This window comes from Streptomyces ziwulingensis (assembly GCF_039542605.1).
GTDB lineage: Bacteria > Actinomycetota > Actinomycetes > Streptomycetales > Streptomycetaceae > Streptomyces > Streptomyces ziwulingensis.
The window spans coordinates 57,016-83,348 of sequence record NZ_BAABIG010000070.1; the positions used below are offsets into that span (position 1 = coordinate 57,016).

22 protein-coding genes and 1 tRNA gene are annotated in these 26,333 nt (G+C 72.7%); 17 read left to right on the top strand and 6 right to left on the bottom strand.

The window, feature by feature from the left end:
- Window positions 1-117 precede the first annotated feature (117 nt).
- Both ABEB00_RS28745 and ABEB00_RS28750 read left to right on the top strand, forming a co-directional pair.
- Window positions 118-1,536, top strand: coding sequence for an NAD-dependent malic enzyme (locus ABEB00_RS28745; protein ID WP_345623371.1), 1,419 nt, complete (start codon window positions 118-120; stop codon window positions 1,534-1,536).
- A 362-nt stretch (window positions 1,537-1,898) separates the two neighbouring features.
- Complete coding sequence (locus tag ABEB00_RS28750; RefSeq protein WP_345623372.1) at window positions 1,899-2,180, top strand: HU family DNA-binding protein; 282 nt, start codon at window positions 1,899-1,901, stop codon at window positions 2,178-2,180.
- Between the two features lie 142 nt (window positions 2,181-2,322).
- Here the strand turns inward: ABEB00_RS28750 and murA are convergent, their stop codons facing one another.
- Window positions 2,323-3,669, bottom strand: a complete 1,347-nt coding sequence (murA, locus tag ABEB00_RS28755) for a UDP-N-acetylglucosamine 1-carboxyvinyltransferase (RefSeq protein WP_345623373.1) — start codon at window positions 3,667-3,669, stop codon at window positions 2,323-2,325.
- A gap of 253 nt (window positions 3,670-3,922) precedes the next feature.
- On the opposite strand from murA, the gene ABEB00_RS28760 reads away from it, so the two are divergent.
- The 10 genes from ABEB00_RS28760 (at window position 3,923) to ABEB00_RS28805 (ending at window position 16,550) form a co-directional block, all read left to right on the top strand.
- Window positions 3,923-4,495 (top strand): YqgE/AlgH family protein, encoded by a 573-nt coding sequence (locus tag ABEB00_RS28760; RefSeq protein WP_345623375.1) that lies wholly within the window; start codon window positions 3,923-3,925, stop codon window positions 4,493-4,495.
- Window positions 4,496-4,524: 29 nt separating this feature from the next.
- Window positions 4,525-4,812, top strand: a complete 288-nt coding sequence (locus tag ABEB00_RS28765; RefSeq protein WP_345623376.1) for a DUF3039 domain-containing protein — start codon at window positions 4,525-4,527, stop codon at window positions 4,810-4,812.
- A gap of 195 nt (window positions 4,813-5,007) precedes the next feature.
- A complete protein-coding gene (locus ABEB00_RS28770) occupies window positions 5,008-6,300 on the top strand; it encodes an extracellular solute-binding protein (protein ID WP_345623378.1) in 1,293 nt (430 codons plus the stop codon).
- Window positions 6,297-7,196: a carbohydrate ABC transporter permease gene (locus ABEB00_RS28775; RefSeq protein WP_345623379.1), complete on the top strand. Its 900-nt coding sequence runs from the start codon at window positions 6,297-6,299 to the stop codon at window positions 7,194-7,196. Before ABEB00_RS28770 ends, ABEB00_RS28775 begins: the two co-directional genes overlap by 4 nt.
- Window positions 7,197-7,207: 11 nt before the next feature.
- Window positions 7,208-8,044: a carbohydrate ABC transporter permease gene (locus tag ABEB00_RS28780; RefSeq protein ID WP_345623380.1), complete on the top strand. Its 837-nt coding sequence runs from the start codon at window positions 7,208-7,210 to the stop codon at window positions 8,042-8,044.
- A 191-nt stretch (window positions 8,045-8,235) separates the two neighbouring features.
- Entirely contained in the window at window positions 8,236-9,867 is a 1,632-nt protein-coding gene (locus ABEB00_RS28785; protein WP_425586585.1) for a beta-N-acetylhexosaminidase, read from the top strand.
- Window positions 9,868-10,049: 182 nt separating this feature from the next.
- A complete protein-coding gene (locus ABEB00_RS28790; RefSeq protein WP_345623382.1) occupies window positions 10,050-10,943 on the top strand; it encodes an FAD binding domain-containing protein in 894 nt (297 codons plus the stop codon).
- The gene (locus tag ABEB00_RS28795) at window positions 10,940-13,363 is read left to right on the top strand and encodes a 2Fe-2S iron-sulfur cluster-binding protein (protein ID WP_345623383.1); all 2,424 of its coding nucleotides are present in this window, start codon (window positions 10,940-10,942) and stop codon (window positions 13,361-13,363) included. Before ABEB00_RS28790 ends, ABEB00_RS28795 begins: the two co-directional genes overlap by 4 nt.
- Window positions 13,360-15,675, top strand: coding sequence for a xanthine dehydrogenase family protein molybdopterin-binding subunit (locus ABEB00_RS28800; protein ID WP_345623385.1), 2,316 nt, complete (start codon window positions 13,360-13,362; stop codon window positions 15,673-15,675). The genes ABEB00_RS28795 and ABEB00_RS28800 overlap by 4 nt, the downstream gene beginning before the upstream one ends.
- A gap of 233 nt (window positions 15,676-15,908) precedes the next feature.
- On the top strand, window positions 15,909-16,550 hold the full coding sequence (locus ABEB00_RS28805) for an SUKH-4 family immunity protein (protein ID WP_345623386.1): 642 nt from the start codon (window positions 15,909-15,911) through the stop codon (window positions 16,548-16,550).
- A 147-nt stretch (window positions 16,551-16,697) separates the two neighbouring features.
- On the opposite strand, the gene ABEB00_RS28810 is transcribed toward ABEB00_RS28805, so the two are convergent.
- Window positions 16,698-17,039 (bottom strand): hypothetical protein, encoded by a 342-nt coding sequence (locus ABEB00_RS28810; RefSeq protein ID WP_345623387.1) that lies wholly within the window; start codon window positions 17,037-17,039, stop codon window positions 16,698-16,700.
- Here ABEB00_RS28810 and ABEB00_RS28815 point away from each other — a divergent pair.
- Window positions 17,019-17,588: a TetR/AcrR family transcriptional regulator C-terminal domain-containing protein gene (locus ABEB00_RS28815; protein WP_345623388.1), complete on the top strand. Its 570-nt coding sequence runs from the start codon at window positions 17,019-17,021 to the stop codon at window positions 17,586-17,588. The two genes, ABEB00_RS28810 and ABEB00_RS28815, sit on opposite strands and share 21 nt — an antisense overlap.
- Window positions 17,589-17,652: 64 nt before the next feature.
- Here ABEB00_RS28815 and ABEB00_RS28820 read toward each other — a convergent pair.
- Window positions 17,653-17,724 (bottom strand) — tRNA-Cys (locus ABEB00_RS28820).
- 216 nt (window positions 17,725-17,940) lie between these two features.
- Between ABEB00_RS28820 and ABEB00_RS28825 the strand changes: the two genes are divergently transcribed.
- The 4 genes from ABEB00_RS28825 to ABEB00_RS28840 all read left to right on the top strand — a co-directional run bounded on the left by ABEB00_RS28825 (window position 17,941) and on the right by ABEB00_RS28840 (window position 23,190).
- Entirely contained in the window at window positions 17,941-19,470 is a 1,530-nt protein-coding gene (locus ABEB00_RS28825; protein WP_345623389.1) for an MFS transporter, read from the top strand.
- A gap of 137 nt (window positions 19,471-19,607) precedes the next feature.
- Window positions 19,608-21,404, top strand: coding sequence for a DEAD/DEAH box helicase (locus ABEB00_RS28830; protein WP_345623390.1), 1,797 nt, complete (start codon window positions 19,608-19,610; stop codon window positions 21,402-21,404).
- Window positions 21,405-21,704: 300 nt separating this feature from the next.
- Entirely contained in the window at window positions 21,705-22,346 is a 642-nt protein-coding gene (locus ABEB00_RS28835; protein WP_345623392.1) for an IclR family transcriptional regulator, read from the top strand.
- Between the two features lie 67 nt (window positions 22,347-22,413).
- Window positions 22,414-23,190, top strand: coding sequence for a YlbL family protein (locus tag ABEB00_RS28840; protein ID WP_345623393.1), 777 nt, complete (start codon window positions 22,414-22,416; stop codon window positions 23,188-23,190).
- A gap of 60 nt (window positions 23,191-23,250) precedes the next feature.
- Here ABEB00_RS28840 and ABEB00_RS28845 read toward each other — a convergent pair whose 3' ends face one another.
- The 3 genes from ABEB00_RS28845 to ABEB00_RS28855 are packed head-to-tail and all read right to left on the bottom strand — an operon-like array spanning window position 23,251 to window position 26,308.
- Window positions 23,251-24,216 carry a glycine betaine ABC transporter substrate-binding protein gene (locus ABEB00_RS28845; protein WP_345623394.1) on the bottom strand — a complete coding sequence of 322 codons (966 nt, stop codon included), beginning with the start codon at window positions 24,214-24,216 and terminating at the stop codon, window positions 23,251-23,253.
- Window positions 24,213-25,094 carry an ABC transporter permease gene (locus tag ABEB00_RS28850; RefSeq protein WP_345623395.1) on the bottom strand — a complete coding sequence of 294 codons (882 nt, stop codon included), beginning with the start codon at window positions 25,092-25,094 and terminating at the stop codon, window positions 24,213-24,215. Before ABEB00_RS28850 ends, ABEB00_RS28845 begins: the two co-directional genes overlap by 4 nt.
- The gene (locus ABEB00_RS28855; RefSeq protein ID WP_345623406.1) at window positions 25,094-26,308 is read right to left on the bottom strand and encodes a betaine/proline/choline family ABC transporter ATP-binding protein; all 1,215 of its coding nucleotides are present in this window, start codon (window positions 26,306-26,308) and stop codon (window positions 25,094-25,096) included. Before ABEB00_RS28855 ends, ABEB00_RS28850 begins: the two co-directional genes overlap by 1 nt.
- Window positions 26,309-26,333: the final 25 nt, after the last annotated feature.

Consider the following 26,333-nt stretch of genomic DNA (forward strand, 5'->3'; position numbering starts at 1 on the left):
AACGTTCGCAATCCGGGGCGGCTACCGCGTACTCAGGGGTAGGTGCGACGATCGGACGGCACAACACAGCTACTCGCGGCGACACGCCGTGCACGGTGAAAGCAGAGGAAGTCGGCCATGGCAACGGCGCCCAGCGTCTCCTACTCGATGACGGTCCGACTGGAGGTGCCCGCGGGCGGAACCGCGGTCTCGCAGCTCACCACCGCGGTGGAGTCCGCCGGCGGCTCCGTCACCGGCCTCGACGTCACGGCCTCCGGCCACGACAAGCTCCGCATCGACGTCACCATCGCCGCCGGCTCGACCTCGCACGCCGACGAGATCGTGGAGCAGCTCCGCGGCATCGAGGGCGTCACCCTGGGCAAGGTCTCCGACCGGACCTTCCTGATGCACCTCGGCGGCAAGATCGAGATGGCGTCGAAGCACCCCATCCGCAACCGCGACGACCTGTCGATGATCTACACGCCGGGCGTGGCGCGGGTCTGCATGGCGATCGCCGAGAACCCCGAGGACGCCCGCCGCCTGACCATCAAGCGCAACTCGGTCGCGGTCGTCACCGACGGCTCCGCCGTCCTCGGCCTGGGCAACATCGGCCCCAAGGCCGCGCTCCCGGTCATGGAGGGCAAGGCCGCCCTGTTCAAGCGGTTCGCCGGCATCGACGCCTGGCCGCTCTGCCTGGACACCCAGGACACCGACGCGATCGTGGAGATCGTCAAGGCCATCGCGCCGGGCTTCGCGGGCATCAACCTGGAGGACATCTCCGCGCCCCGCTGCTTCGAGATCGAGGCCCGGCTGCGCGAGGCCCTGGACATCCCGGTCTTCCACGACGACCAGCACGGCACCGCGATCGTCGTCCTGGCCGCGCTGACCAACGCCCTGCGCGTGGTCGACAAGGGCATCGAGAGCGTCCGGGTCGTCATGTCCGGCGCCGGCGCGGCCGGCACCGCCATCCTCAAGCTGCTGCTGGCGGCCGGGGTGAAGAACGCGGTCGTCGCCGACATCCACGGCGTGGTGCACGCGGGCCGCGCGGACCTGGTCGACGCCGCCCCCGGGTCGGCGCTGCGCTGGATCGCGGACAACACCAACCCCGAGGGCCTCACCGGCACCCTCAAGGAGGCCGTGCGCGGCGCCGACGTCTTCATCGGCGTCTCCGCCCCGAACGTCCTGGACGGCGACGACGTGGCGGCCATGGCCGACGGCGCGATCGTGTTCGCGCTCGCGAACCCCGACCCCGAGGTCGAACCGGCCGTCGCACGCCGGACGGCCGCGGTGGTCGCCACCGGCCGCAGCGACTTCCCGAACCAGATCAACAACGTGCTGGTCTTCCCCGGTGTCTTCCGCGGCCTGCTGGACGCCCAGTCCCGCACCGTCAACACCGAGATGATGCTGGCCGCGGCCCAGGCCCTGGCCGACGTGGTGACCGAGGACGAGATCAACCCGAACTACATCATCCCCAGCGTCTTCAACGACAAGGTCGCCGGGGCCGTGGCCGGAGCGGTGCGCGAGGCGGCGAAGGCCGCGGGGGCCACGGTCTCCTAGGACGCCGCTCAGCCGGTCACCGCCGGTCGCGACGCTCCGGCTGTGAGGATCACCACGGTCACCGCCGGTTTCTCCCCGGCGCGTCGCGGAACCCAGCGTCCCGGGCGGCCCTCTAGGGTTGCGGCCAGGCTCGCGCGCCTGCTCCGCGTGACTCCCAAGGGTGTTCTCACGACTCCTGCGGGTGCCGGATTGGCTTTACCGCCGCAGGTGGAGGCAGGATGCCTCCCTGGGCGCGTGGGTCTGGCGACGGACCCGGGTCCGGGACTGTCCGAGGGCCCTGGCAGCATCGGCTTCGCTGTGCCCAACATGCGGCTCCGCCGCGTGGCACGCCTCAATGGCAAGATGAACACGGGAGTAACAACATGAACCGCAGTGAGCTGGTGGCCGCGCTGGCCGACCGCGCCGAGGTGACCCGCAAGGACGCCGACGCCGTGCTGGCGGCGTTCGCCGAGGTTGTCGGCGAGATCGTTTCCAAGGGCGACGAGAAGGTCACCGTCCCCGGCTTCCTGACCTTCGAGCGCACCCACCGTGCCGCTCGCACCGCCCGCAACCCGCAGACCGGCGAGCCGATCCAGATTCCGGCCGGCTACAGCGTGAAGGTCTCCGCGGGCTCGAAGCTCAAGGAAGCGGCCAAGGGCAAGTGATCCTGCCCTCCGTACGCCACAGGACGGTGTACGGGGCCTGAGCACGACACGAAGGGGCGGCCACCTCACGAGGTGGCCGCCCCTTCGATGTGCCGACGCCCGCCGGTCGGCCCGGCGCGACGCGTGGCGGGGAGCCCGTGGCTCAGCCCAGCGCCTTGCCCGGCAGTTCCACCTTCGCCCCCAGCTCGGTGAGCTTCTCCATGAAGTTCTCGTAGCCGCGGTTGATCAGGTCGATGCCGTGGACCCGGGACGTGCCCTGGGCGGCGAGGGCCGCGATGAGGTACGAGAAGCCGCCGCGCAGGTCGGGGATGACCAGGTCGGCGCCCTCCAGCTTGGTCGGGCCGGAGACGACGGCCGAGTGCAGGAAGTTGCGCTGGCCGAAGCGGCAGTCGGAGCCGCCGAGGCACTCGCGGTAGAGCTGGATGTGGGCGCCCATCTGGTTCAGCGCCGAGGTGAAGCCGAGCCGCGACTCGTAGACCGTCTCGTGGACGATCGACAGGCCCGTGGCCTGGGTGAGCGCCACCACCAGGGGCTGCTGCCAGTCGGTCTGGAAACCGGGGTGCACGTCCGTCTCCAGGGCGATGGACTTCAGCCGGCCGCCCGGGTGCCAGAAGCGGATGCCCTTGTCGTCGATCTCGAAGGCACCGCCCACCTTCCGGTAGGTGTTCAGGAACGTCATCATGGACCGCTGCTGGGCGCCGCGGACGTAGATGTTCCCCTCGGTGGCCAGCGCCGCGGACGCCCAGGAGGCGGCCTCCAGCCGGTCCGGCAGGGCCTGGTGGTTGTAGCCGCCGAGCGAGTCCACACCGGTGATGCGGATGGTCCGGTCGGTGTCCATCGCGATGATCGCGCCCATTTTCTGCAGGACGCAGATCAGGTCCTCGATCTCGGGCTCGACCGCGGCGTTGGAGAGCACCGTGACGCCCTCGGCCAGCACCGCCGTGAGCAGCACCTGCTCGGTGGTGCCGACGGACGGGTACGGCAGCCGGATCTTGGTGCCGCGCAGCCGCTGCGGAGCCTCCAGGTACTGCCCGTCGGCCCGCTTCTCGATGGTCGCGCCGAACTGCCGCAGCACGTCGAAGTGGAAGTCGATGGGGCGCCCGCCGATGTCGCAGCCGCCCAGGCCCGGGATGAAGGCGTGGCCGAGCCGGTGCAGCAGAGGCCCGCAGAACAGGATCGGGATGCGGCTCGACCCGGCGTGGGCGTCGATGTCGGCGACGTTCGCGCTCTCCACATGGGTCGGGTCGAGCAGCAGTTCGCCGGGCTCCTCACCCGGACGGACCGTCACCCCGTGCAGTTGGAGCAGTCCGCGTACGACCCGCACATCGCGGATGTCCGGAACATTGCGCAGTCGGCTCGGTCCGCTGCCGAGCAGCGCGGCGACCATGGCCTTGGGTACGAGGTTCTTCGCACCGCGGACACGGATCTCGCCCTCCAGCGGGGTTCCGCCGTGGACAATCAGTACGTCATCAGCGCCGTTGACGGTCATGTATCTCGCGATCCGTGGAGTGGGGCAGGGGCCAGAAGGGAAAGGGTAATCGTCCTCCACCCCCCTTCTGTAAGCCGGCGGACCGCTCCTCCACGTCATGGTCCGGTCACAACACGAACGGTCCATCACCGGACACGCAGGGTCACGCTCTCCGGTCGGGTGTCCGGACCGGTGCGCCTCGCCTGAGCTGCGTTCACTCCCGTGCCCCCGATTGCCTCCCCACGGAGCGGCGGGATGCGGGATCATGTCTGGCATGACCGAGGTGTCCTCGCTCACAGGGCGGTTGCTCGTGGCCACGCCCGCCCTGGCGGACCCGAACTTCGACCGTGCGGTGGTGCTCCTTCTCGACCACGACGAGAAGGGCTCCCTCGGTGTCGTCCTCAACCGCCCCACGCCGGTCGGTGTGGGCGACATCCTGGACAACTGGGCCGGACTGGCCGGCGAGCCCGGCGTCGTCTTCCAGGGCGGCCCGGTCTCCCTGGACTCGGCGCTCGGGGTGGCCGTGGTCCCCGGCGACACCGACGCGGAGAGCACCCCGCTCGGCTGGCGCCGGGTGCACGGGGCGATCGGCCTGGTGGACCTGGAGGCGCCGCCGGAACTGCTGGCCGCCGCCGTCGGCTCGCTGCGGATCTTCGCCGGGTACGCCGGCTGGGGCCCCGGCCAACTGGAGGACGAACTCGTCGAGGGCGCCTGGTACGTCGTCGAGTCCGAACCCGGCGACGTCTCCTCGCCGTGCCCCGAGAGACTCTGGCGCGAGGTGCTGCGCCGTCAGCGCAGCGAACTGGCGATGGTGGCGACCTACCCGGACGACCCGTCGCTCAACTGATGCCGGTGAGCTTCAGTACCCTGGCATCCATGAGCACTCTCGAGCCCGAGCGCGGGACTGGTACGGGGACCCTCGTAGAGCCGACGCCACAGGTGTCCCACGGCGACGGTGACCACGAGCGCTTCGCCCATTACGTCCAGAAGGACAAGATCATGGCGAGCGCCCTCGACGGCACCCCCGTCGTGGCGCTCTGCGGCAAGGTCTGGGTACCGGGACGCGACCCGAAGAAGTACCCGGTGTGCCCCATGTGCAAGGAGATCTACGAGTCGATGAGCGGCGGCGGCGACGAGGGCAAGGGCGGCGGCGACAAGAAGTAGCCCCACCCCCGGCCCCCACCGGACCTGCCACGGGCCCCCGGAGCGCGTCACCACGCGCTCCGGGGGCCTTCGTGGATCACGAAGTGGTTCAGACCTCTTGTGGGCGTGTTCATGAGTACCTAGCCTCCGTGGTGTTGTGCAGAGCAAAACCGTCATTGCGCATGTTGCAACGCCTTTTTCTCGGAGGACCGCTCCATGAAGCTCCCCGTCCGACTGGCCGTGCTGCTCACCGTCCTGGCCGCCACCGCCTGCGCCCCCCAGACCTCCGGCGACTCCTCCCCGAAGGAGGACGCGAAGACCGGGACCCTGCGGATCTGGCTCTTCCAGGAGGTCGGCAACAAGCCGAAGGAACAGGTCGTCGACGCCGTCCTGGCCGACTTCGAGAAGGCCCACGAGGGCGCCGACGTCTCGGTCGAGTACATCCCCGTCGAGAGCCGCGCCCAGCGCGTCAAGGCCGCCTTCAACGACCCGGAGTCCGCCCCCGACCTGATCGAGTACGGCAACACCGACACCGCGGGCTACGTGAAGGACGGCGGCCTCGCGGACGTCACCGCGGACTTCGACGCCTGGAGCGAGGCGAAGGACACCGACCCCACCGCCCGGCGCTCGGTCACCGTCGACGGAAAAATCTACGGCGCGCCCTACTTCGTCGGCGTACGCGCCCTGTACTACCGCACCGACCTCTTCGAGGAACTCGGCCTCCGGCCGCCGCGGTCGCTGGCCGAGCTGGCCACCACCGCGCGCGCGATCCGGGCCGCCGAACCCGGCCTGTACGGCCTCGCCGTCGGCGGCGCCTACACCTACGGCGCGATGCCCTTCGTCTGGGCGCACGGCGGCGCGCTCGCCACCGGCGAGGACGGCGCCTACACCTCCGCCCTGGACAGCGCCGCCGCGCGCAAGGGCATCGAGGCGTACACCTCCCTCTTCGGCGACGACAACTGCCCCGCCGCCAAGTGCGCGGGGATGAGCGGCAACGACACCGTCACCGCCTTCGCCGCCGGCAAGGCGGGCATGGCGATCGGCGGCGACTTCAGCCACCAGGCCGTGGCGGCGGGGAAGGTCGAGGGCGCGTACGCGGTGGTGCCGCTGCCGGGCGTGCGGCCCGGGTCGGTCGCGCCGGCCTTCGCGGGCGGCAACAACCTCGGCGTCCTCAAAAGCACCGCGCACCGCACCCTCGCCGTCGACCTGATGAAGCGGCTGGCGTCCAAGGAGACGCAGGGGGAACTGTTCGACGCGATGGGCTTCCTGCCGACCTTCACGGACGTGCGGGACGAGGCCGCCGCGAAGGAGCCCTTCGTGAAGCCGTTCGTCGACACGCTCGCCGCCGGCACCGAATTCGTGCCCGCCTCGCCCGCCTGGGCGCAGATCGACTCCTCGATGGTGCTGCCGACGATGTTCCAGGAGATCGTCAGCGGCAGGAAGGACGTGGCGGCCGCGGCCGGGGACGCCGCCCGCAAGATGGACGACGCGTTCGGCTCCGCCGGATGACGGTGCGTTCGCCGGGCGTACGGGGCCGTTCGGGCACCCCCTGGCTCTACCTCGCCCCCGCCCTCGTCGTCCTCGGCGGGCTGCTCGTCTACCCCGTCTACCAGCTCGGGCTGATCTCCTTCCTGGAGTACACCCAGGCCCAGGTCAGCGGCGGCGAACCCGCCACCTTCCAGGGGCTGGGCAACTACGCCGAACTGTTCGGGGACGGCGAGTTCTGGCGGGTGCTGCTGGCCACCGTCGTCTTCGCGGCGGCCTGCGTGCTCTGCACCCTCGCCGTGGGCTGCGCGCTCGCCGTGCTGCTCACGCGCGTGCGCGCGGTGCCGCGGCTCGCCCTGACGCTGGCCGCGCTCGGCGCCTGGGCGACCCCCGCGGTCACCGGCTCCACCGTCTGGCTGCTGCTGTTCGACGCGGACTTCGGACCGGTCAACCGGGTCCTCGGGCTCGGCGACCACTCCTGGACGTACGGGCGCTACAGCGCCTTCCTCCTGGTCCTGCTCGAAGTGGTCTGGTGCTCCTTCCCGTTCGTGATGGTCACCGTCTACGCCGGCATCCGCTCCGTCCCCGCCGAGATCCTGGAGGCCGCCGCCCTGGACGGCGCCTCCCAGTGGCGGATCTGGCACTCGGTGCTCACCCCGATGCTCCGGCCGATCCTGGTGGTCGTCACCATCCAGTCGGTCATCTGGGACTTCAAGGTCTTCACCCAGATCTACGTCATGACGAACGGCGGCGGCATCGCCGGCCAGAACCTCGTCCTCAACGTCTACGCCTACCAGAAGGCGTTCGCGTCCTCGCAGTACAGCCTGGGCTCGGCGATCGGCGTCGTGATGCTGCTGATCCTGCTGACCGTGACCCTCGGCTACCTGCGACTGCTGCGACGCCAGGGGGAGGAACTGTGAATCTTCCCCGCATGCGCGTGCGAGTGCGGCGTCCGTGGCGGTCGGCCGCCGAGGTGTCGGCGCTGATCATCGCGGCGGTCGTCGCCTTCCCGCTGTACTGGATGGTGCTGAGCGCCTTCAAACCGGCCGGGGAGATCGAGTCGGACCAGCCCCGGCCGTGGACCCTGGCGCCCTCGGCGGACGCCTTCCGACGCGTCTTCGGACAGCAGGAATTCGGCCGCTACTTTCTCAACAGCCTGCTCGTGGCGGGCACCGTCGTGATCGCCTCGGCACTGATCGCGTTTCTCGCCGCGACCGCCGTGACCCGATTCCGCTTCCGTTTCCGGACCACCCTGCTGATCATGTTCCTGGTGGCCCAGATGGTCCCGGTGGAAGCCCTCACGATCCCCCTGTTCTTCCTCATGCGGGATCTCGGTCAGCTCAACACCCTGGGTTCGCTGATCCTGCCCCACATCGCCTTCTCGCTGCCGTTCGCGATCTGGATGCTGCGGGGTTTCGTGAAAGCCGTCCCCGAGGCCCTGGAGGAGGCCGCGTACCTCGACGGGGCGAGCCGCGCCCGATTCCTCTGGCGGATTCTCTTCCCGCTGGTCTTCCCCGGGCTCGTGGCCACCAGCGTGTTTTCCTTCATCTCCACCTGGAACGACTTCCTGTTCGCCAAGTCGTTCCTGATCAGCGACACCTCGCAGTCGACCCTGCCGATGGCCCTGCTGGTCTTCTACAAACCGGACGATCCCGACTGGGGCGGCGTGATGGCCGCGTCCACGGTGATGACGATCCCGGTGCTGGTCTTCTTCGTACTCGTGCAACGACGACTCGTCTCCGGCCTCGGCGGAGCGATGAAGGACTGATGGCGATGGCGACCATGGAACCCGCACCCGAATCCGGACCCGGACCCGGACCCGGACCCGGATCCAATTCGGAACCCGGACTCGGATCCAATTCGGAACCCGGACCCGGACCCGAATCGGGACCCGGATCCGCACCCGAATTCGGACTCGAATCCGGACCTGAACCCGCACCTGAAGCCGAATCCGCGTCCGTGAACGCGTTCGAACCCGGCCTGATCCCGGCCCCGCGTCGCCTCACCCGGCGCGCCGCCTCGTACAGGCGGCTGGGCGAGGGGACCCGGCTCGCGGCCGGGCCCGGCACCGAGGGCGTCGCGCGCTGGCTGCGGTCGGCCGTCGGCGCGGCGACCGGCCTGCCCCTCGCCGAGAGCGGCGGCGACCCGGCCGACCGCATCGTGCTCGCCCTCGACCCGGACCTCCCCCGGGAGGGCTACCGCCTCACCGTCGGCGACCCGCTCGCGCGGATCGAGGGCGGCAGCGCGGCCGGGGTCTTCTGGGGCGCGCAGACCCTCCGGCAGCTCCTCGGCCCCGACGCCTTCCGCCGTGCCCCCGTACGGCCGGGCCGCGCCTGGGAACTGCCGGAGATCACCGTCGAGGACGCCCCCCGGTTCCGCTGGCGCGGCCTCATGCTCGACGTGGCCCGGCACTTCATGCCCAAGGACGGCGTGCTGCGCTATCTCGACCTGATGGCCGCGCACAAACTCAACGTCTTCCACTTCCACCTCAGTGACGACCAGGGCTGGCGGGTGGAGATCGAGCGGTATCCGAAGCTCACCGAGACCGCCTCCTGGCGGCCCCGGACGAAATTCGGCCACCGTGCCTCGCCGCTCTGGGACGACCGGCCGCACGGCGGTTTCTACACCCAGGACGACATCCGCGAGATCGTCGCCCACGCCGCCGAACGGCACATCACCGTGGTCCCCGAAATCGACGTCCCCGGCCACTCGCAGGCCGCCGTCGCCGCCTATCCGGAACTCGGCAACACCGACGTCGTCGACACCGCCGCCCTCGGCGTCTGGGACAACTGGGGCGTCTCCCCGAACGTACTCGCCCCCACCGAACACACCCTGCGTTTCTACGAGGGGGTCTTCGAGGAACTCCTCGCGCTCTTCCCGTCGGAGTTCATTCACGTCGGCGGCGACGAATGCCCGAAGGACCAGTGGCGGCGCTCGGCCACCGCCAAGGCCCGCATGGAGGATCTCGGACTTCCGAACGAGGACGCGCTCCAGGCGTGGTTCACCGGCCACTTCGACACCTGGCTCACCGCGCGCGGACGCCGGCTCATCGGCTGGGACGAGATCCTGGAGGGCGGTCTCGCACCGGGCGCGGCGGTCTCCTCCTGGCGCGGTTACGGAGCCGGCATCGCCGCCGCGCGGGCCGGGCACGACGTCGTCATGTGCCCCGAGCAGCACGTGTACCTGGACCACCGGCAGGACGGCGGCCCGGACGAACCGGTGCCGATCGGGTTCGTGCGCACACTGGAGGACGTCTACCGGTTCGAGCCCGTTCCGCCCGAGTTGACGGCCGAGGAACGCGCGCACGTCCTCGGCACCCAGGCCAACGTCTGGACCGAGGTGATGGAGAGCCCGCAGCGGGTGGACTACCAGACCTTCCCCCGGCTCGCCGCCTTCGCCGAGGTCGCCTGGAGCCCGCTGCCCGCCCCCGCGGCCCGTGACTTCGCCGCCTTCGAACACCGGATGACCGGGCATTACCGGCGACTTGACGCCCTGGGGGTCTCCTACCGGCCGCCCACCGGGCCCCGGCCCTGGCAGCGACGCCCCGGAGTCCTCGGCCGCCCGCTCGACGGCCCGCCGCCGAACAAGTAGGCAAGTCGGACAACGAGCCGCTTAAACGCCCATCTCCCCGACGAGGTGGGCGAATGCCTCCTAGCGGACCCCCGCGTTCGTGCCCTGCGAAGATGTGCCAGAGTTGCCACGTCCGCCCTGTCAGCACGTACCGTACGGCGACACGGGCGGGACCAGTGGGACAGCGGGAAGGGGCAGCGGGTTTGAGCACGCACGCACCGCGGGCGGCGCAGGCCGTCACGCTGCCCACGACATTGGACGAGGCCGTGGCGGCGCTCGTCGCGCTGCCCGCGGCCGTTCCCGTGGCGGGCGGCACCGACCTCATGGCCGCCGTCAACTCCGGGCAGCTCAGGCCCGCCGCCCTGGTGGGCCTCGGGCGGATCAGCGAGATCCGCGGCTGGCAGTACCAGGACGGCCACGCGCTGCTCGGCGCCGGTCTCACCCACGCCCGCATGGGCCGCCCCGACTTCGCCGCCCTCATCCCGGCGCTCGCCGCCGCCGCGCGTGCGGCCGGTCCGCCGCAGATCCGCAACGCGGGCACCCTGGGCGGCAACGTCGCCTCGGCCGCCCCCACCGGGGACGCGCTGCCGGTGCTGGCCGCCCTGGAGGCGACGCTGGTCATCGCCGGCCAGGACGGGGCCCGCCGGGAGATCCCGGTCTCGCACCTGCTGGCCGGCGTGGAGATGCTCCGCGCGGGCGAACTCATCGGCTTCGTCCGGGTGCCGCTGCTGCACGCCCCGCAGGTCTTCCTCAAGGCCACCGGCCGGACCGGACCCGGCCGCGCGGTCGCCTCCGTCGCCCTGGTCCTCGACCCGGCCCGGCGCGGGGTGCGGTGCGCGGTCGGCGCCATCGCGCCCATGCCGCTGCGTCCGCTGGAGGCGGAGCACTGGGTGGCGGGGCTCATCGACTGGGACAACAACCGGGCGATCGTCCCCGAGGCGCTGGCCGCCTTCGGCGAGTACGTCGCCGCCGCCTGCATCCCGGACCCCGCCCCGGCCGAGGACGGATCCGTACCGCAGCTTCCGCCCGCGGTACTCCACCTGCGGCGCACCGTCGCCGCGCTGTCCCGACGAGCACTGGGGAGGGCCCTGTCGTGACCGACGACCAGCACGGAGAAGGCACGCCCCAGGGCGGCGGCGGACGCTGGGACCCGCTGCCCCAGGGCGACTACGACGACGGCGCCACCGCCTTCGTGCAACTCCCCGAGGGCGGGCTCGACGCGCTGCTGAACGCCGCCGACACGCCGCTCGCCGCGCCCGGCCACGGCTATGTGCCCCCGCCGCTCACGGTCACCCCGGCCGAGGGCACCGACCCGGCGGCCGCCGGGGGCTGGGCGGCGATGCCGTCCGCGCCTGTCGACGGCGCCCAGTGGCAGCACCCGGACGCCGGCCGGCCCTACGACGACAGCCACCCCTACGGTGTGCCGCGGCAGCAGGACCCGTACGGCACCGGGCACCCCGACGCCGGGCAGTACGGGCAGGACCGGTTCACCTACCAGCCGTCGGCCACGGGGCACTGGGACTTCAGCGCGGCCGCGCAGCACCAGCATCAGCAACAGCAGCAGGAGGGGGCGCCCGCGCCCGGCCACGACGTGACCGGGCAGTGGTCCATCCCCGTCGCCGGGGGCGACCTCCCGGACGAGTCCGGCGAGTACACGCAGACCTCCCTGGCCGAGCAGTGGGGCGGCACCCCGCCGGCCACGCTCCCGGGCGGCGCACCCGCTCCCTGGGCGGCCCAGCCGACCGGCCGTTCGTGGACCGACCGGCAGCCCGCGCCGGAGTACGCCCGGCCGGGCGACCCGGACACCCGGCGCCCCCCGGAGCAGCCCGGGAACTTCGAGGCGGCCGGCGACTTCGACGAGCCCCGGAACTTCGAGACACCCAGGGGCTTCGAGGCGCCCGGGGACTTCGAGGCACCCGGGTACACGGCGGCTCCGGGGTACACCGAGGCCCACGGGTACACGGAGGCCGCTGAGCGCCCCGCTGAGCCCTCGGACGGGCCCGCCCGCTTCCCGGGCCCCGGGACCGGCCCGCAGGACGCCCAGAGGCACGAGGCGCCGCCGAGGGACGGGTTCTCGTTCGGGCCGGGGACCGCGCCGGACTACCGGCCCGCGGGGGAGGACGGGTTCGCGCGGGAACAGGAGTTCTCAAGGGACCAGGACTCTTCGCGGGGCCAGGACTTCGGGCACGGGCAGGAGTCCGACGCCGAGCGGCGCCGCATCGCGGACGGTCAGGAGCCCGACGCCGAACCGGCCTACGTGACCGAGCGGGAGCCCGCCCCCGGCGAGTCCCTAGGACACGGGCAGCAGCTCGCCCCCGAGCAGCCCCTCGCACCGGAGCAGGAGCCCGCCCCGGAACTCCCGGGCGCCGCCGACCGGGCCGCCGACCCCGACCCCGACGCGGCCGCCCCGCCCGCCGCCGACTCCGTGACCCCTCCTGACACCGAGGCCGCTCCCCGTGCCGCCGCGCGTGCGAACGGCGCACCGGAGGAGGAGCACCCGGACCCCGTCGGCGAGGGCGCCGAGGCGGACACCCCCGCTCCCGAGGGCCCCGACGCCGACCCGGCGGACGACACCCCGTCACCGGAGGGCACCGCACCCGCCCCGGAGGCCACCGCACCCGCCCCCGAGGGCGCCGCGCCCGACGAATCTCCCGCGCCCGAAGCGACCGCCGCGCCCGACGCGGACGCCGTACCAGACGCGGACGCCGTACCAGACGCGGACGCCGTACCAGACGCAGACGCAGGCGCGAACGCGGACGCAGTCGCCGTACCCGACGCGGTCGCCGCGCCCGACGTGGCCCCGGACGCCGCCGACGAGCCCGGCCCCCCGGTCCCCGGCCACGAGGACCACCCCCTCGCCTCCTTCGTGCTGCGCGTCAACGGCACCGATCGCCCCGTCACCGACGCCTGGATCGGCGAGTCGCTGCTCTACGTGCTGCGCGAGCGGCTCGGGCTCGCCGGTGCCAAGGACGGCTGCTCGCAGGGCGAGTGCGGTGCCTGCAACGTCCAGGTCGACGGACGGCTCGTCGCCTCCTGCCTGGTCCCGGCCGTGACCGCGGCCGGCAGCGAGGTCCGCACCGTCGAGGGCCTGGCCGCCGACGGACAGCCCTCCGACGTGCAGCGGGCACTGGCCCGTTGCGGCGCGGTGCAGTGCGGGTTCTGCGTGCCCGGCATGGCGATGACCGTGCACGACCTGCTGGAGGGCAACCCGGCACCGACCGAGCTGGAGGCCCGCCAGGCGCTCTGCGGCAACCTCTGCCGCTGCTCCGGCTACCGGGGCGTCCTGCGCGCGGTCGAGGACGTCGTCGCCGAACGCGCGGCGCACGCCGCGGCCGACTCCGCGCCCGACCCGGACACCGGCGAACCCCGCATCCCGCACCAGGCGGGCCCCGGCGCCGGCGGCGTCAACCTGTCGGCCTTCGAGTCCCAGGGCCCGCCCGGAGCGCACCCCCAGGCCCGGCAGCACCCCGACCAGTCCCATGACGAACCCCACGGCCAGGACGGAGGCCAGGCGTGAGCAACGAGGCAGCCACCGCTCAGGCCGCGGACATCACGGAGGCGGCCCCCGCCCCCGAGCCGGTCCCGCACGGCATCGGCGCCTCCCTGCCGCCGGCCGACGCCCGCGCCAAGACCGAGGGCACCTTCCCGTACGCCGCCGACCTGTGGGCCGAGGGCCTGCTCTGGGCGGCCGTGCTGCGCTCCCCGCATCCGCACGCGCGGATCGTCTCCATCGACACCACCCACGCGCGTGAGATGCCCGGCGTCCGGGCGGTCGTCACCCACGAGGACGTGCCCGGCACTCCGCTGCACGGCCGCGGCAGGGCCGACCGCCCGGTCTTCGCCTCCGAGGTGGTACGCCACCACGGCGAGCCGATCGCCGCGGTCGCCGCCGACCATCCGGACACCGCGCGGATGGCCGCCGCCGCCGTCCTCGTCGAGTACGAGGTGCTCGACCCGGTGACCGACCCCGAGCAGGCGTTCGAGGCCGAGCCGCTGCACCCCGACGGCAACCTGATCCGGCACATCCCGCTGCGCCACGGCGACCCCGAGGCGGAGGGCGAGATCGTCGCCGAGGGCCTGTACCGCATCGGGCGCCAGGACCCGGCCCCGATCGGCGCCGAGGCCGGTCTCGCGGTGCCGCGCCCCGACGGCGGCGTCGAGCTGTACCTGGCCTCCACCGACCCGCACAACGACCGCGACACGGCCGCCGCCGCGTTCGGCCTGTCACCCGAACAGGTGCGGATCGTCGTCACCGGTGTGCCCGGCGCCACCGCCGACCGCGAGGACCAGGGCTTCCAGCTCCCGCTCGGCCTGCTCGCGCTGAAGACGGGCTGCCCGGTCAAACTGACCGCCACGCGTGAGGAGTCCTTCCTCGGCCACGTCCACCGCCACCCCACCCTCCTGCGCTACCGCCACCACGCGGACGCCGAGGGCCGCCTGGTGAAGGTCGAGGCGCAGATCCTGCTCGACGCGGGCGCCTACGCCGACACCTCCGCCGAGGCGCTGGCCGCCGCGGTCGCCTTCGCCTGCGGCCCGTACGTCGTCCCGAACGCCTTCATCGAGGGCTGGGCGGTACGGACCAACAACCCGCCCAGTGGCCATGTGCGCGGCGAGGGCGCGATGCAGGTGTGCGCCGCGTACGAGGCGCAGATGGACAAGATCGCCAAGAAGCTCGGGCTCGACCCGGCCGAGGTGCGGCTGCGCAACGTGCTCGCCACCGGGGACGTCCTGCCGACCGGCCAGACGGTCACCTGCCCCGCCCCGGTCGCCGAACTGCTTCAGGCCGTACGCGGCTTCCCGCTCCCCGCGCTGCCCAAGGACACCCCCGAGGACGAGTGGCTGCTGCCCGGCGGCCCCGAGGGCGCGGGCGAACCGGGCGCGGTGCGCCGGGGCGTGGGCTACGGCGTCGGCATGGTGCACATGCTCGGCGCGGAGGGCGCCGACGAGGTCTCCACGGCCACCGTGAAGGTCCAGGACGGCGTGGCGACGGTGCTCTGCGCGGCGGTGGAGAGCGGCCAGGGCTTCACCACCCTCGCCCGGCAGATCGTGCAGGAGACCCTCGGCGTCGACGAGGTGCACGTGGCGCCGGTCGACACCGACCAGCCGCCGGCCGGCGCGGGCTGCCGGGGCCGCCACACCTGGGTCTCCGGCGGCGCGGTGGAACGGGCCGCCAAGATGGTCCGCACCCAGCTCCTCCAGCCGCTGGCACACCAGTTCGGCATGTCCACCGAACTCCTCCAGATCGCCGACGGGAAGATCACCTCGTACGACGGCGTGCTGTCGACGACGGTCGCCGAGGCGCTGGAGGGCAAGGAGCTGTGGGCCACCGCCCAGTGCCGCCCGCACCCGACCGAACCGCTGAACGAGACCGGGCAGGGCGACGCCTTCGTCGGCATGGCCTTCTGCGCGATCCGCGCGGTGGTGGACGTCGACGTCGAACTGGGTTCCGTACGGGTCGTCGAGCTGGCCGTCGCCCAGGACGTCGGCCGGGTGCTCAACCCCGCCCAGCTCGCCGCCCGGATCGAGGCGGGCGTCACCCAGGGCGTGGGCATCGCGCTCACCGAGAACCTCCGGGCGCCGCGCGGCCTGGTCCGCCACCCCGACCTGACCGGCTACGCCCTGCCGACGGCCCTGGACACCCCCGACATCCGCATCGTGAAACTGGTCGAGGAGCGGGACGTGGTGGCCCCCTTCGGCGCGAAGGCGGTCAGCGCGGCACCGGTGGTCGCCTCCCCGGCGGCCGTCGCCTCGGCCGTACGCGCCGCCACCGGACGCTCCGTGAACCGCCTCCCGATCCGCCCGCAGGCCGCGGTGGTCACCGGCGACTGAGGCATCCGCTTGAGGCATCCGCCTGAGGCATCCGCTTGAGACGTCCTGAGGCATCCGCTGAGGCAACCGCTGAAGCTGCCGCGCGCGGGAGGCAACGCGCGGGGCGCCGTACGCGTCCTGTCGGTCGAACGGGTGCCGGGCGCGGGAGCGTTGTCAGTGGTGCCGCGTAGTGTGCGAAGCAGTGGGGACGGCGACCGCCCCGCACGGGCCCGCACACCTTCTCGGGGGAGACGATGCACACAGTCACGGCTGGGACGACGGCCACCGCACGGGCGGTGCCGTCGCTGCTGACGCTGGTCCGCCTCGCCACGTCGGCGGAGGTGGAGGACCCGTCATGGACCCGCGGCGCCGCCAGGCGGTCGCCCGGGACCTGTGAGACGCCGCCGCTGTGGCGGACGCCCGCGCTGATCGGCTGCCTGCTGCTGCGGGCGGGCGCCACGGGCCCCGGCCCCGCCCTGCCGACCCGCTTCCTGGACCGCGAGTTCGGCCGACACGGCGTGACGCGCTTCGAGGAGCTGGACTACCCGGCCACCCTCACCCACGAGCCCACCCGCCGCTTCCTGCGCGAGACCGGCCTGCCCGCGGACGCCCGCCCGTTCCGCCTCGACGCGGACGAGCTGGCCCTGCCCACCCTGACCGAGTACGCCCCCGCCCACCCGCTCCCGGCCCGCGCCGACCACCTGATCCGCCTGGGCGCCCTCTTCGACGACATCCACGTGCTCGCCGACGGCACCACCGGCGAGATCCTCACCTGGACAGCACCGGGGACCACCCTCCACCCCCTGACCGCGGACGTCTCCGCCCTGGCCCTCACCCTCTGGGCCCTGCGCCGCACCACACTGCTGGAGGCCGCGGCGGGAATCGAACCCGCGTAACTCGCTTGCGGGTACTTCCAAGCGGGTCGGAGCGTGATCGACCCGGCTGATGAAGTCGGCTTCGGCTGATGAAGCCGGGTGCGGCGGGCAGGCCGGACGGGTTGGACGGGTCGGACGGGTCGGTGCGCTGGGCGGTCACCCGGCGGCTCACTTCCGGTGCGTGGTGGCGAGGGCCGCGGTGAGGCTGCCGGTGAGGTCCAGCAGGAGGTGGCGGTCGACGCGCAGCAGCGCGAACAGGCCGGTGTCGCCGAGGGTGAGGTCGGGGGCGCGGGTGCCGGTCAGCGGGTGGCCGCCGGGGGTGGTGGGCGGGTAGGTGACGGCGAGGGAGCTGACCTGGGCGGCCAGGCGGTCGTTGAGGTCGGGCAGGGTGCTGATCAGCCGGGCGAGCAGGCCGCGCAGGTCGAGGCCCTCGGGGGTGAAGGCGGTCATCAGGGCGACCTGGGCGCGGGCCAGCTCACCCGCACCGCCGTGATCGACGCCGCCCTCCACGTCCTGGACGAGCGCGGACTGGGCGGCCTCTCCACCCGGGCGGTCGCCGACCGCCTCGGCGTGCGGATGAACACCGTGCTGTGGCACGTGAAGACCAAGGCCCGGATGGTGGAACTGATGGCCGACGCCGTCCTCGCCGGCATCCGCTACGACGACCTGCCCGGCGCCCCCCTGGATCGCGCCCGCGAACTCGCCGCCCGCTACCGGCGCACGTTGCTCGTCCACCGCGACGGCGCCGCCCTGGTCACCGGCACCTACCCGGCCGAACCGCACACGCTGCGCTTCGCCGACCGTCTCGTCGGCGCGTTCCTGGAGGCCGGGGCCGATGAGCGGCAGGCGGCGTGGACGGCCTGGACGGTCAACTACTTCACCCTCGGCCTGACCCAGGAGGAGCAGGCCGAGGGTGAGGAGGACGACGCGAGGCTCGCCCGAGCCGTCGAACCCGGCGCACACCCGGCGCTGCGCCGCGTCCTGCCCCATCTCCGGCAGAACTTCGACGAGCGCTTCGCCTTCGGCTTGGAGGCGGTTCTGTCCCGCATTCCCGGCTGACGGCCGAGAGGGCGGCACCCCCTGCGGGGTACCGCCCTCTCGTTCCGCCTGTTCAGTGCAACAGAGGCCGTGGCGGGAATCGAACCCGCGTAACTCGCTTTGCAGGCGAGTCCCTCAACCACTCGGGCACACGGCCGTGTCATGTCCTTCCGACCTGGCTGACTCGACCGTACGGCGGGGCCACGAGGGGCTCAAGAGGCCCGGCGGGGGTGCAACGCGACTGCCATACGGCGTTCATGAAGCGCTGCCCGCGGGAGCCGAGGGGCGTCCGAGGGGCGTACGACCAAGGGCGCCTCCGCGCCCCGTCTTCCGACAGGGGTCAAAGCGGGTTACAGCCCTTACGCTGACGGTCATGACCGTCCCCGACCGCCCCGACCGCCCCCATCCACGCGACACCGACACCGACACCGGCACCGACGTCGGCACCGACGTCGGCACCGGCACCGGCACCGGCATCGGCGGCGCCACCGGTTCCGCCGCCCCCGTGCCCCCGAGCGCGAGCGACACCGTGCTGAGCCGGGCCTACCGCGCGCTGAGTGTCGGCATCGTCTCCGTCATCGTGCTGATCGCCTTCGAGGCGACCGCCGTGAATACGGCGATGCCGGTCGCGGCTCGGGAGCTGCACGGGGTGGCGCTGTACGCGTTCGCGTTCTCCGGGTACTTCACCACCAGCCTGTTCGCGATGGTGCTCTCCGGGCAGTGGTCGGACCGGCGGGGCCCGCTGGCGCCGCTGGCCTGGGGGATGGCGAGCTTCGCGGCGGGGCTCGTGCTGGCGGGCACGGCCGGCGCGATGTGGCTGTTCATCCTCGGGCGGGCCGTCCAGGGGTTCGGCGGCGGGCTGGTGATCGTCGCCCTGTACGTCGTCGTCGGCCGCGCCTACCCCGAGCGGCTCCGCCCGGCGATCATGGCCGCGTTCGCCGCCGGTTGGGTGGTGCCGTCCGTCGTCGGCCCGCTCGCCTCGGGCGCGGTCACCGAGCACCTCGGGTGGAGGTGGGTGTTCCTCGGCATCCCGGTGCTGGTGGTCTTCCCGCTGGCGCTCGCGCTGCCTCACATACGCACCCGCGCGGCGGGACCGGTGAGCGGGAAGGCCGCCGTCCCGGCCGCCTTCGAACGCCGCCGCCTGCGGCTCGCCCTCGGCATCTCGCTGGGCGCGGGACTCCTCCAGTACGCCGCCCAGGACCTGCGCTGGATCTCACTCCTGCCCGGCGCGGCCGGTACCGCGCTGCTCGTCCCGGCCGTCCTCGGACTCCTCCCGCCGGGCACCTGGCGGGCCGCCCGCGGCCTGCCCGCCGTCGTCCTGCTGCGCGGGGTCGCCGCGGGCTCCTTCATCGCCGCCGAGTCCTTCGTCCCGCTGATGCTCGTCACCCAGCGCGGGCTCAGCCCGACCCTGGCCGGCCTCTCGCTCGCCGCGGGCGGGGTGACCTGGGCGCTGGCCTCGTGGGTGCAGTCCCGGCCGGGGACCGAACCGTACCGGGAACGCCTGATGACCCTCGGCATGCTCCTGGTCGCCGCGGCCGTCGCCACCGCGCCGAGCGTCCTGATCGACGCCGTACCCGCCTGGACGGTGGCCGTCGCCTGGGCCTTCGGCTGCTTCGGCATGGGCCTGGTGATCTCCTCCACCAGCGTGCTCCTGCTCAAGCTCTCCGCCCCCGCCGAGGCCGGCGCCAACTCCGCCGCCCTCCAGATCTCCGACGGCCTCTCCAACGTCCTGCTGCTGGCCGCCGGCGGCGCCGCCTTCGCCGCCCTCGGCGGCGGCACGGTCAGCCACACCGCGACCACCGCCACCGGTTCCCACCCGGCCGCCTTCACCGCGGTCTTCCTGCCGATGGCGGCGGTGGCCCTGGCGGGGGCGTGGGTGACGACCCGGGTGCGGGAGCGCTGAGCGGCACGAGGCGGCTGTGACGTCCGTCCCACCGGCCGGTGGGACGGACCACCGCAGGCGTCGGCAGCTCCGCGCCGCCGGTAGGGTGGCCCGGTTGTCATACGTGGCCGAGCCGTCCAACCCCCCCTTCGGAGACCGTGACTACCACCGCCGCTTCCAGCGCCTCGCACCACCTGTCGCCGGCCTTTCCCGGACGCGCCCCCTGGGGCACGGCCGGCAAGCTGCGGGCCTGGCAGGAGGGGGCGATGGAGAAGTACATCCAGGAGCAGCCCCGCGACTTCCTGGCGGTCGCCACACCCGGCGCCGGCAAGACGACCTTCGCGCTGACGCTCGCCTCCTGGCTGCTCCACCACCACGTGGTGCAGCAGGTGACCGTCGTCGCGCCGACCGAGCACCTGAAGAAGCAGTGGGCCGAGGCGGCGATCCGCGTCGGGATCAAGCTCGATCCCGAGTACAGCGCCGGACCGCTCGGCAAGGACTACCAGGGCGTCGCCGTGACGTACGCCGGCGTCGGTGTCCGTCCCATGCTGCACCGCAACCGCGTCGAGCAGCGCAAGACGCTCGTCATCCTCGACGAGATCCACCACGCCGGTGACTCCAAGTCCTGGGGCGAGGCGTGCCTGGAGGCGTTCGAGCCGGCCACCCGGCGGCTGGCGCTGACCGGTACGCCGTTCCGGTCCGACACCAACCCCATCCCGTTCGTCGTGTACGAGGAGGGCAACGACGGCATCCGGCGCTCCGCCGCCGACTACACCTACGGATACGGTTCGGCCCTCGCCGACGGCGTCGTGCGCCCCGTCATCTTCATGAGCTACAGCGGCAACATGCGCTGGCGCACCAAGGCCGGCGACGAGATCGAGGCGCGGCTCGGCGAGCCGATGACCAAGGACGCGGTCAGCCAGGCGTGGCGCACCGCCCTCGACCCGCGCGGCGAGTGGATGCCGTCCGTGCTGCGCGCCGCCGACCAGCGGCTCACCGAGGTCAGGAAGGCCATCCCGGACGCCGGTGCCCTCGTCATCGCCGCCGACCAGGACTCCGCCCGCGCCTACGCCAAGCTGATCCGCGAGATCACCGGCGACAAGGCGACCGTCGTCCTCTCCGACGACACCGGCGCCTCCAGGAACATCGACAGCTTCAGCGCGAGCACCGACCGGTGGATGGTCGCCGTCCGCATGGTGTCCGAGGGCGTCGACGTGCCCCGGCTGGCGGTCGGGGTGTACGCCACGACCATCTCCACGCCGCTGTTCTTCGCCCAGGCCGTCGGCCGTTTCGTACGGTCCAGGCGGCGCGGCGAGACGGCCTCCGTCTTCCTGCCGACCGTGCCCGACCTGCTCACCTTCGCCCACGAGATGGAGCGCGAGCGCGACCACGTCCTCGACCGGCCCAAGAAGGAGGGCGAGGAGGACCCGTACGCCGAGTCCGAGCGGGAGATGGACGAGGCCAACCGGGAGCAGGACGAGGACACCGGCGAGCAGGAGCAGTTCTCCTTCGAGGCGCTGCAGTCCGAGGCCGTCTTCGACCGGGTGATGTACAACGGCGCCGAGTTCGGCATGCAGGCCCACCCGGGCAGCGAGGAGGAGCAGGACTACCTCGGCATCCCGGGACTGCTGGAGCCCGACCAGGTGCAGATGCTGCTGCAGAAGCGGCAGGCCCGGCAGATCGCGCACAGCCGCAAGAAGCCGGACGACGAGGCCGACCTGCTCGAACTGCCCGCCGAGCGCCGGCCGGTCGTCTCCCACAAGGAGATGATGGAGCTGCGTAAACAGCTCAACACCATGGTCGGCGCCTACGTCCACCAGAGCGGCAAGCCGCACGGCGTGATCCACACCGAGCTGCGCCGCGTCTGCGGCGGCCCGCCGAGCGCCGAGGCCACCGCCGGGCAACTGCGCCAGCGCATCGCCAAGGTCCAGGAGTGGGCGACCCGCATGAAGTGACGCCACGGCCCGGCCATGCGACAAGTGCGGTACGTATCCGGACAAACATCGGTAGTTCTTGCCGGTGGCTGCCCGGATTCTGGACGGAACCTTCCGCTGAGCGGGACCGGCTCGCTACTGTCCGGCTACGCACACGCCCCGTGGCAGCGCCGCCGCGGAGCGCAGCCGTGAAGCGACTCGTGCCCGGACGCCACCGGGCCGCCGGCCGAACGGCGGCCTCTGACGCGCGTGACCGACGGGACTCGGTGACGCATTCGCCGCGAGGGGGCCGCCGACCTCACCACTTAAGGAGTGGGCGTCGTGACCGCGGAGACCTCCCAGACGCTCGACAGGGGACTGCGCGTCCTCAAGCTGCTGGCCGACACCGACCACGGGCTGACCGTCACCGAGCTGTCCCACCGCCTGAGCGTCAACCGGACCGTTGTGTACCGGTTGCTCGCCACGCTGGAGCAGCACGCACTCGTCCGGCGTGACCTGGGCGGCCGCGCCCGGGTCGGCCTCGGGGTTCTGGGCCTGGGCCGCCAGGTGCACCCGCTGGTACGGGAGGCGGCGATGCCGGCGCTGCGGGCGCTGGCCGAGGACATCGGGGCGACCGCCCACCTGACGCTGGTGGACGGCGCCGAAGCACTCGCCGTCGCCGTCGTCGAACCGACCTGGACCGACTACCACGTGGCCTACCGGGCCGGGTTCCGGCATCCGCTGGAGCGGGGCGCCGCGGGCAAGGCGATCCTCTCCGCCCGGCGGCAGAGCGCCCCCGACCCCGGGTACACCCTCACCCGGGGCGAACTGGAGGCGGGGGCCAGCGGGGCCGCCGCGCCGCTGGTCGGGGTGTCCGGCGTCGAGGGCAGCGTCGGGGTGGTGATGCTCTCCGACGTGGTGCCGGAGCGGGTGGGCCCGCGCGTGATGGACGCGGCCCGGGAGGTGGCCGAGGCACTGCGGTGACGAGCCGCGGCCGGCGGCCGGCCCACGCGCGGTCGGGCCGCGCACACCCCCGCGTTAGATTGACTCCGTGCTCTCTCGCCTCACACGCCCCCAGGCCCTGGCCGTCTGCGCCCTGCCCGCCGTGGCGCTGCTCGCCACGGCGGCCTTCGCGCCACTGCCGTTCTCCGTGGCCCAGCCCGGGATGACGGCGAACGTGCTCGGCGAGAACCGCGGCGACCCGGTGATCACGGTCTCGGGCGCGCCGACCCGGAAGACCACCGGGCAGCTCCGGATGACGACGATCGAGGCGACCGGCCCGGACACGCGCGTCTCGCTCGGCAAGGTGATCGACAGTTGGTTCGCCACCGACAAGGCGGTCATGCCGCGCGACGCGGTCTACCCGAGCGGCGACGACGTCAAGGAGATCGAGAGTTACAACGAGCAGCAGATGAAGGAGTCCCAGAACGCGGCGACCACCGCCGCCCTGAACCATCTGGACCTCGACGCCGCCGACGTCGACGTCACGCTGAAACTCGCCGAGGTCGGCGGCCCGAGCGCCGGGCTGCTCTTCTCCCTCGGCATCATCGACAAGCTGGAGTACGGCGACCTCACCGGCGGCCGGACGATCGCCGGCACCGGCACCATCACGCCCGACGGCGAGGTCGGGGCGGTCGGCGGCGTACCCCTGAAGACGCGGGCGGCCAGGCGCGACGGCGCCACCGTCTTCCTGGTGCCGAAGGCGGAGTGCTCCGACGCGCGGTCCGAGCTGCCCGCCGGTCTCCGGCTGATCCCGGTCACCACCCTGAAGGGCGCGGTCTCCGCGCTGCGCGCGCTGGAGAGCGGCGGCAAGGTCCCGAGCTGCTGAGGAAGACAGCCGTCACCGCTTGTCGGTCCGCGGCCCGCGCCCCTCAGCCCGCGGCGCCCCTCAGCCCTCCGTCACGAAGCCTTTCTCCTTCATCCAGTCCAGCGCCACCTGGTGCGGGTCCTCCCCGTCGACGTCGACCCTCGCGTTGAGGTCCTGGGCCACGGAGTTGGTCAGCGCCTTGCTGACCGGGTCGAGGACCTCGGCGATGGCCGGCCACTTCTTCATGGTGGCGGTCCGGACCATGGGGGCCGCGTTGTAGTTCGGGAAGAACTTCCGGTCGTCCGCCATCACTTCCAGGTTCATGGACTTGATCCGCCCGTCGGTGGTGAAGACCTCGCCGTAGGTGCAGGCGCCCTTCTGCGTCTGGGTGTAGATGATCCCGGTGTCCATCTGCGTGACGTTGCGCGCCGGGAGGTCCATGCCGTACGTCCGTTCCAGCCCCGGCAGCCCGTCGGCGCGGTTGGCGAACTCGCCCTCCACACAGAGCGTCACCGCCGGAGGGTCGGCCTTGGACAACTCCGCCACCTGCGACATCGTCCTCGTCCGGTACTTCCGGTAGTTGGCCTGGTTCATCGCCAGCGCGTACGTGTTGTTCATCGGCGCCGGCGACAGCCAGGTCAGGCCCTCCTTCGCGTCGGCGTCCCTCACCGCCTGCCACTGCCGGCGCGGGTCGGGCACGGGCTTGCTGTTGCCCAGGTAGGTGATCCAGGCGGTGCCGGTGTACTCGTAGGTGGCGTCGGCGTCGCCGTTCTCGACGGCCGCGCGGGTGCCCACCGAGCCCTGGATGCCGGTGCGGTCCAGTACCTCGGCGCCGGCCGCCTCGAAGGCGATGCCCATGATCGCCCCGAGGACGAGCTGCTCGGTGAACTCCTTGGACACCACCGTGAGGTCGGCGCCCGCCAGCGGTTCGCCCCGGCCGATCGTGCCCGGCCCGACGTCGTCGGCCATGGGGGAGCCGCTGGTCAGACCGCAGCCGGTGACCGCGACCAGCAGCCCGGCCGCCAGCGAGGCGGCGGGCCGCCTCATGTCGCCACCTCCAGGCCCCGGGGCCGCAGCAGCAGTTCGGCCAGCGAGGCCAGCCAGTCCACCAGCAGGGCCAGGGCGACGGTGAGGATCGAGCCGAGGATCAGCACCGGCATCCGCTGGCTGGTGATGCCCGTGGTGATCAGTACGCCCAGGCCGCCGCCCCCGCCGAAGGTCGCCAGCGTCGCCGTACCCACGTTGAGGACGAGAGCGGTGCGCACGCCGGCCAGGATCAGCGGGACGGCGAGCGGCAGTTCGACGCGGGTGAGCACGCCGAACGGGGACATGCCGATGCCGCGGGCCGACTCCAGCAGCGTCGGGTCGTTCGCCTTCAGGCCCGCGATGGTGTTCGACAGCACCGGCAGGACGGCGTAGACGATGATGCCGATCAGCGCGGACCGGCGGCCGATGCCGAGCCAGATCACCAGCAGCGCCAGCAGACCGATGGCCGGGGTCGCCTGGCCCATGTTGGCGAAGGCCATCGCCACCGGGGTGGCCCTGCGGAACATCCGCCGGGTGAGCAGGACGCCCAGCGGGATCGCGATGATCAGCACGAAGAACGTGGAGATCACGGTCAACTGGACGTGCTGCCACAGCGCCTTGGTGACCTGGCCGCCCGCCAGCGCGTTCTCGCTCAGCGCGTCCAGCTCCGCCTGCCGGAACCACAGCCAGGTCGCCAGCAGGACGACGACCAGGACGGCCGGCAGGAAGGTCAGCTTCTGCCAGCTCACCCGCCGTTTCGTCGCGGCCGGCGACGGCGTCCGCGGCGGGCCCGCGCCGGCGCCCGCGCCCGCGCTCCCGCTCTCGCCGCCGCCGAGGCCGTCCTCGTCCCCGGCCGGTGCGGCCGACGCCGGGCGGGGAGACCGCGAAGAGGGGGCCATCACGCGTTCGCCCCCCCGGTGCCCGTGAACCCCTCCTGCTCCGTGTGGGTCCGCCCGGACCGGGTCTCCGCCAGGTCGTGCTGGTGCTCCAGCGCGTCCAGCCGGTCGGCCTCCAGCAGTTCGTGCACGGAGTTCATCAGCGTCTCCATGTCGACCACGCCCGTGTACTCGCCGCGCCGTCCGGTGACCGCGACCCGCCCCGCGTTGTCGGTCAGTACCGCCTCCAGCGCGTCCCGCAGCGTCGCGTCCCGCGTCACGGTGTCGTGGACCAGCGCCCCCGCCCGCGCCAGCGAGCCCTTGGCCCGCATCAGATCGCCGCGCCGCAGCCACTTGTACGGCCGTCCCCGCTTGTCCAGGAGCAGGATCTCGTTGCCGCCCGCCGAACGCAGCCGGTCGAAGATGTCCTGGAGCGGGTCGTCGATGGTGACCGTCGGATAGTCGGTGATCTCCACGTCCCGTACCCGGGTGAGGTTGAGCCGCTTCAGGGCCGCCCCGGCGCCCACGAACCCCGAGACGAAGTCGTCCGCGGGGTTGGTGAGGATGGCCTCCGGGGTGTCGAACTGCGCGATGTGGGACTGCTCGCGCAGCACCGCGATCCGGTCGCCGACCTTGATCGCCTCGTCGAAGTCGTGGGTGACGAAGACGATCGTCTTGTGCAGCTCGTGCTGGAGCCGGATCAGCTCGTCCTGGAGGTGGTCCCGGGTGATCGGGTCCACCGCGCCGAACGGCTCGTCCATCAGCAGCACCGGCGGATCGGCGGCCAGCGCCCGCGCCACCCCCACCCGCTGCTGCTGGCCGCCGGAGAGCCCGCGGGGATAGCGGCCGTGGAACTCGCCCGGATCGAGACCGACCAGGTCGAGCATCTCCTCCACCCGGGCGCGGATCCGCGCCTTGGACCAGCCGACCATCCGCGGCACCAGCGCGATGTTCTGCGCGACCGTCAGGTGCGGGAAGAGGCCGGAGGACTGGATGGCGTAACCGACCTGGCGGCGCAGTTTCACCGGGTCCATGTCGGTGACGTCCTCGCCGTTGATCCGGATGCGGCCGCCGGACGGCTCGATCAGCCGGTTGATCATCTTCAGGGTCGTGGACTTGCCGCAGCCGGACGGGCCGACGAAGACGACCGTCTCGCCCGCCCCGATCTCCATGGAGACGTTGTCGACGGCCGGCTGCGCGCTGCCCGGATACCGCTTGGTGAGGTTCTCCAGCTCGATGGTGGCGCCGGTGGTCCCGCGGCGG

Coding starts and splice junctions, on each gene's coding strand:
- ABEB00_RS28745 (WP_345623371.1), top strand. CDS start 118: ATGGCAACGGCGCCCAGCGTCTCCTACTCGATGACGGTCCGACTGGAG.
- ABEB00_RS28750 (WP_345623372.1), top strand. CDS start 1,899: ATGAACCGCAGTGAGCTGGTGGCCGCGCTGGCCGACCGCGCCGAGGTG.
- murA (WP_345623373.1), bottom strand. CDS start 3,669: ATGACCGTCAACGGCGCTGATGACGTACTGATTGTCCACGGCGGAACC.
- ABEB00_RS28760 (WP_345623375.1), top strand. CDS start 3,923: ATGACCGAGGTGTCCTCGCTCACAGGGCGGTTGCTCGTGGCCACGCCC.
- ABEB00_RS28765 (WP_345623376.1), top strand. CDS start 4,525: ATGAGCACTCTCGAGCCCGAGCGCGGGACTGGTACGGGGACCCTCGTA.
- ABEB00_RS28770 (WP_345623378.1), top strand. CDS start 5,008: ATGAAGCTCCCCGTCCGACTGGCCGTGCTGCTCACCGTCCTGGCCGCC.
- ABEB00_RS28775 (WP_345623379.1), top strand. CDS start 6,297: ATGACGGTGCGTTCGCCGGGCGTACGGGGCCGTTCGGGCACCCCCTGG.
- ABEB00_RS28780 (WP_345623380.1), top strand. CDS start 7,208: ATGCGCGTGCGAGTGCGGCGTCCGTGGCGGTCGGCCGCCGAGGTGTCG.
- ABEB00_RS28805 (WP_345623386.1), top strand. CDS start 15,909: ATGCACACAGTCACGGCTGGGACGACGGCCACCGCACGGGCGGTGCCG.
- ABEB00_RS28825 (WP_345623389.1), top strand. CDS start 17,941: ATGACCGTCCCCGACCGCCCCGACCGCCCCCATCCACGCGACACCGAC.
- ABEB00_RS28845 (WP_345623394.1), bottom strand. CDS start 24,216: ATGAGGCGGCCCGCCGCCTCGCTGGCGGCCGGGCTGCTGGTCGCGGTC.
- ABEB00_RS28850 (WP_345623395.1), bottom strand. CDS start 25,094: ATGGCCCCCTCTTCGCGGTCTCCCCGCCCGGCGTCGGCCGCACCGGCC.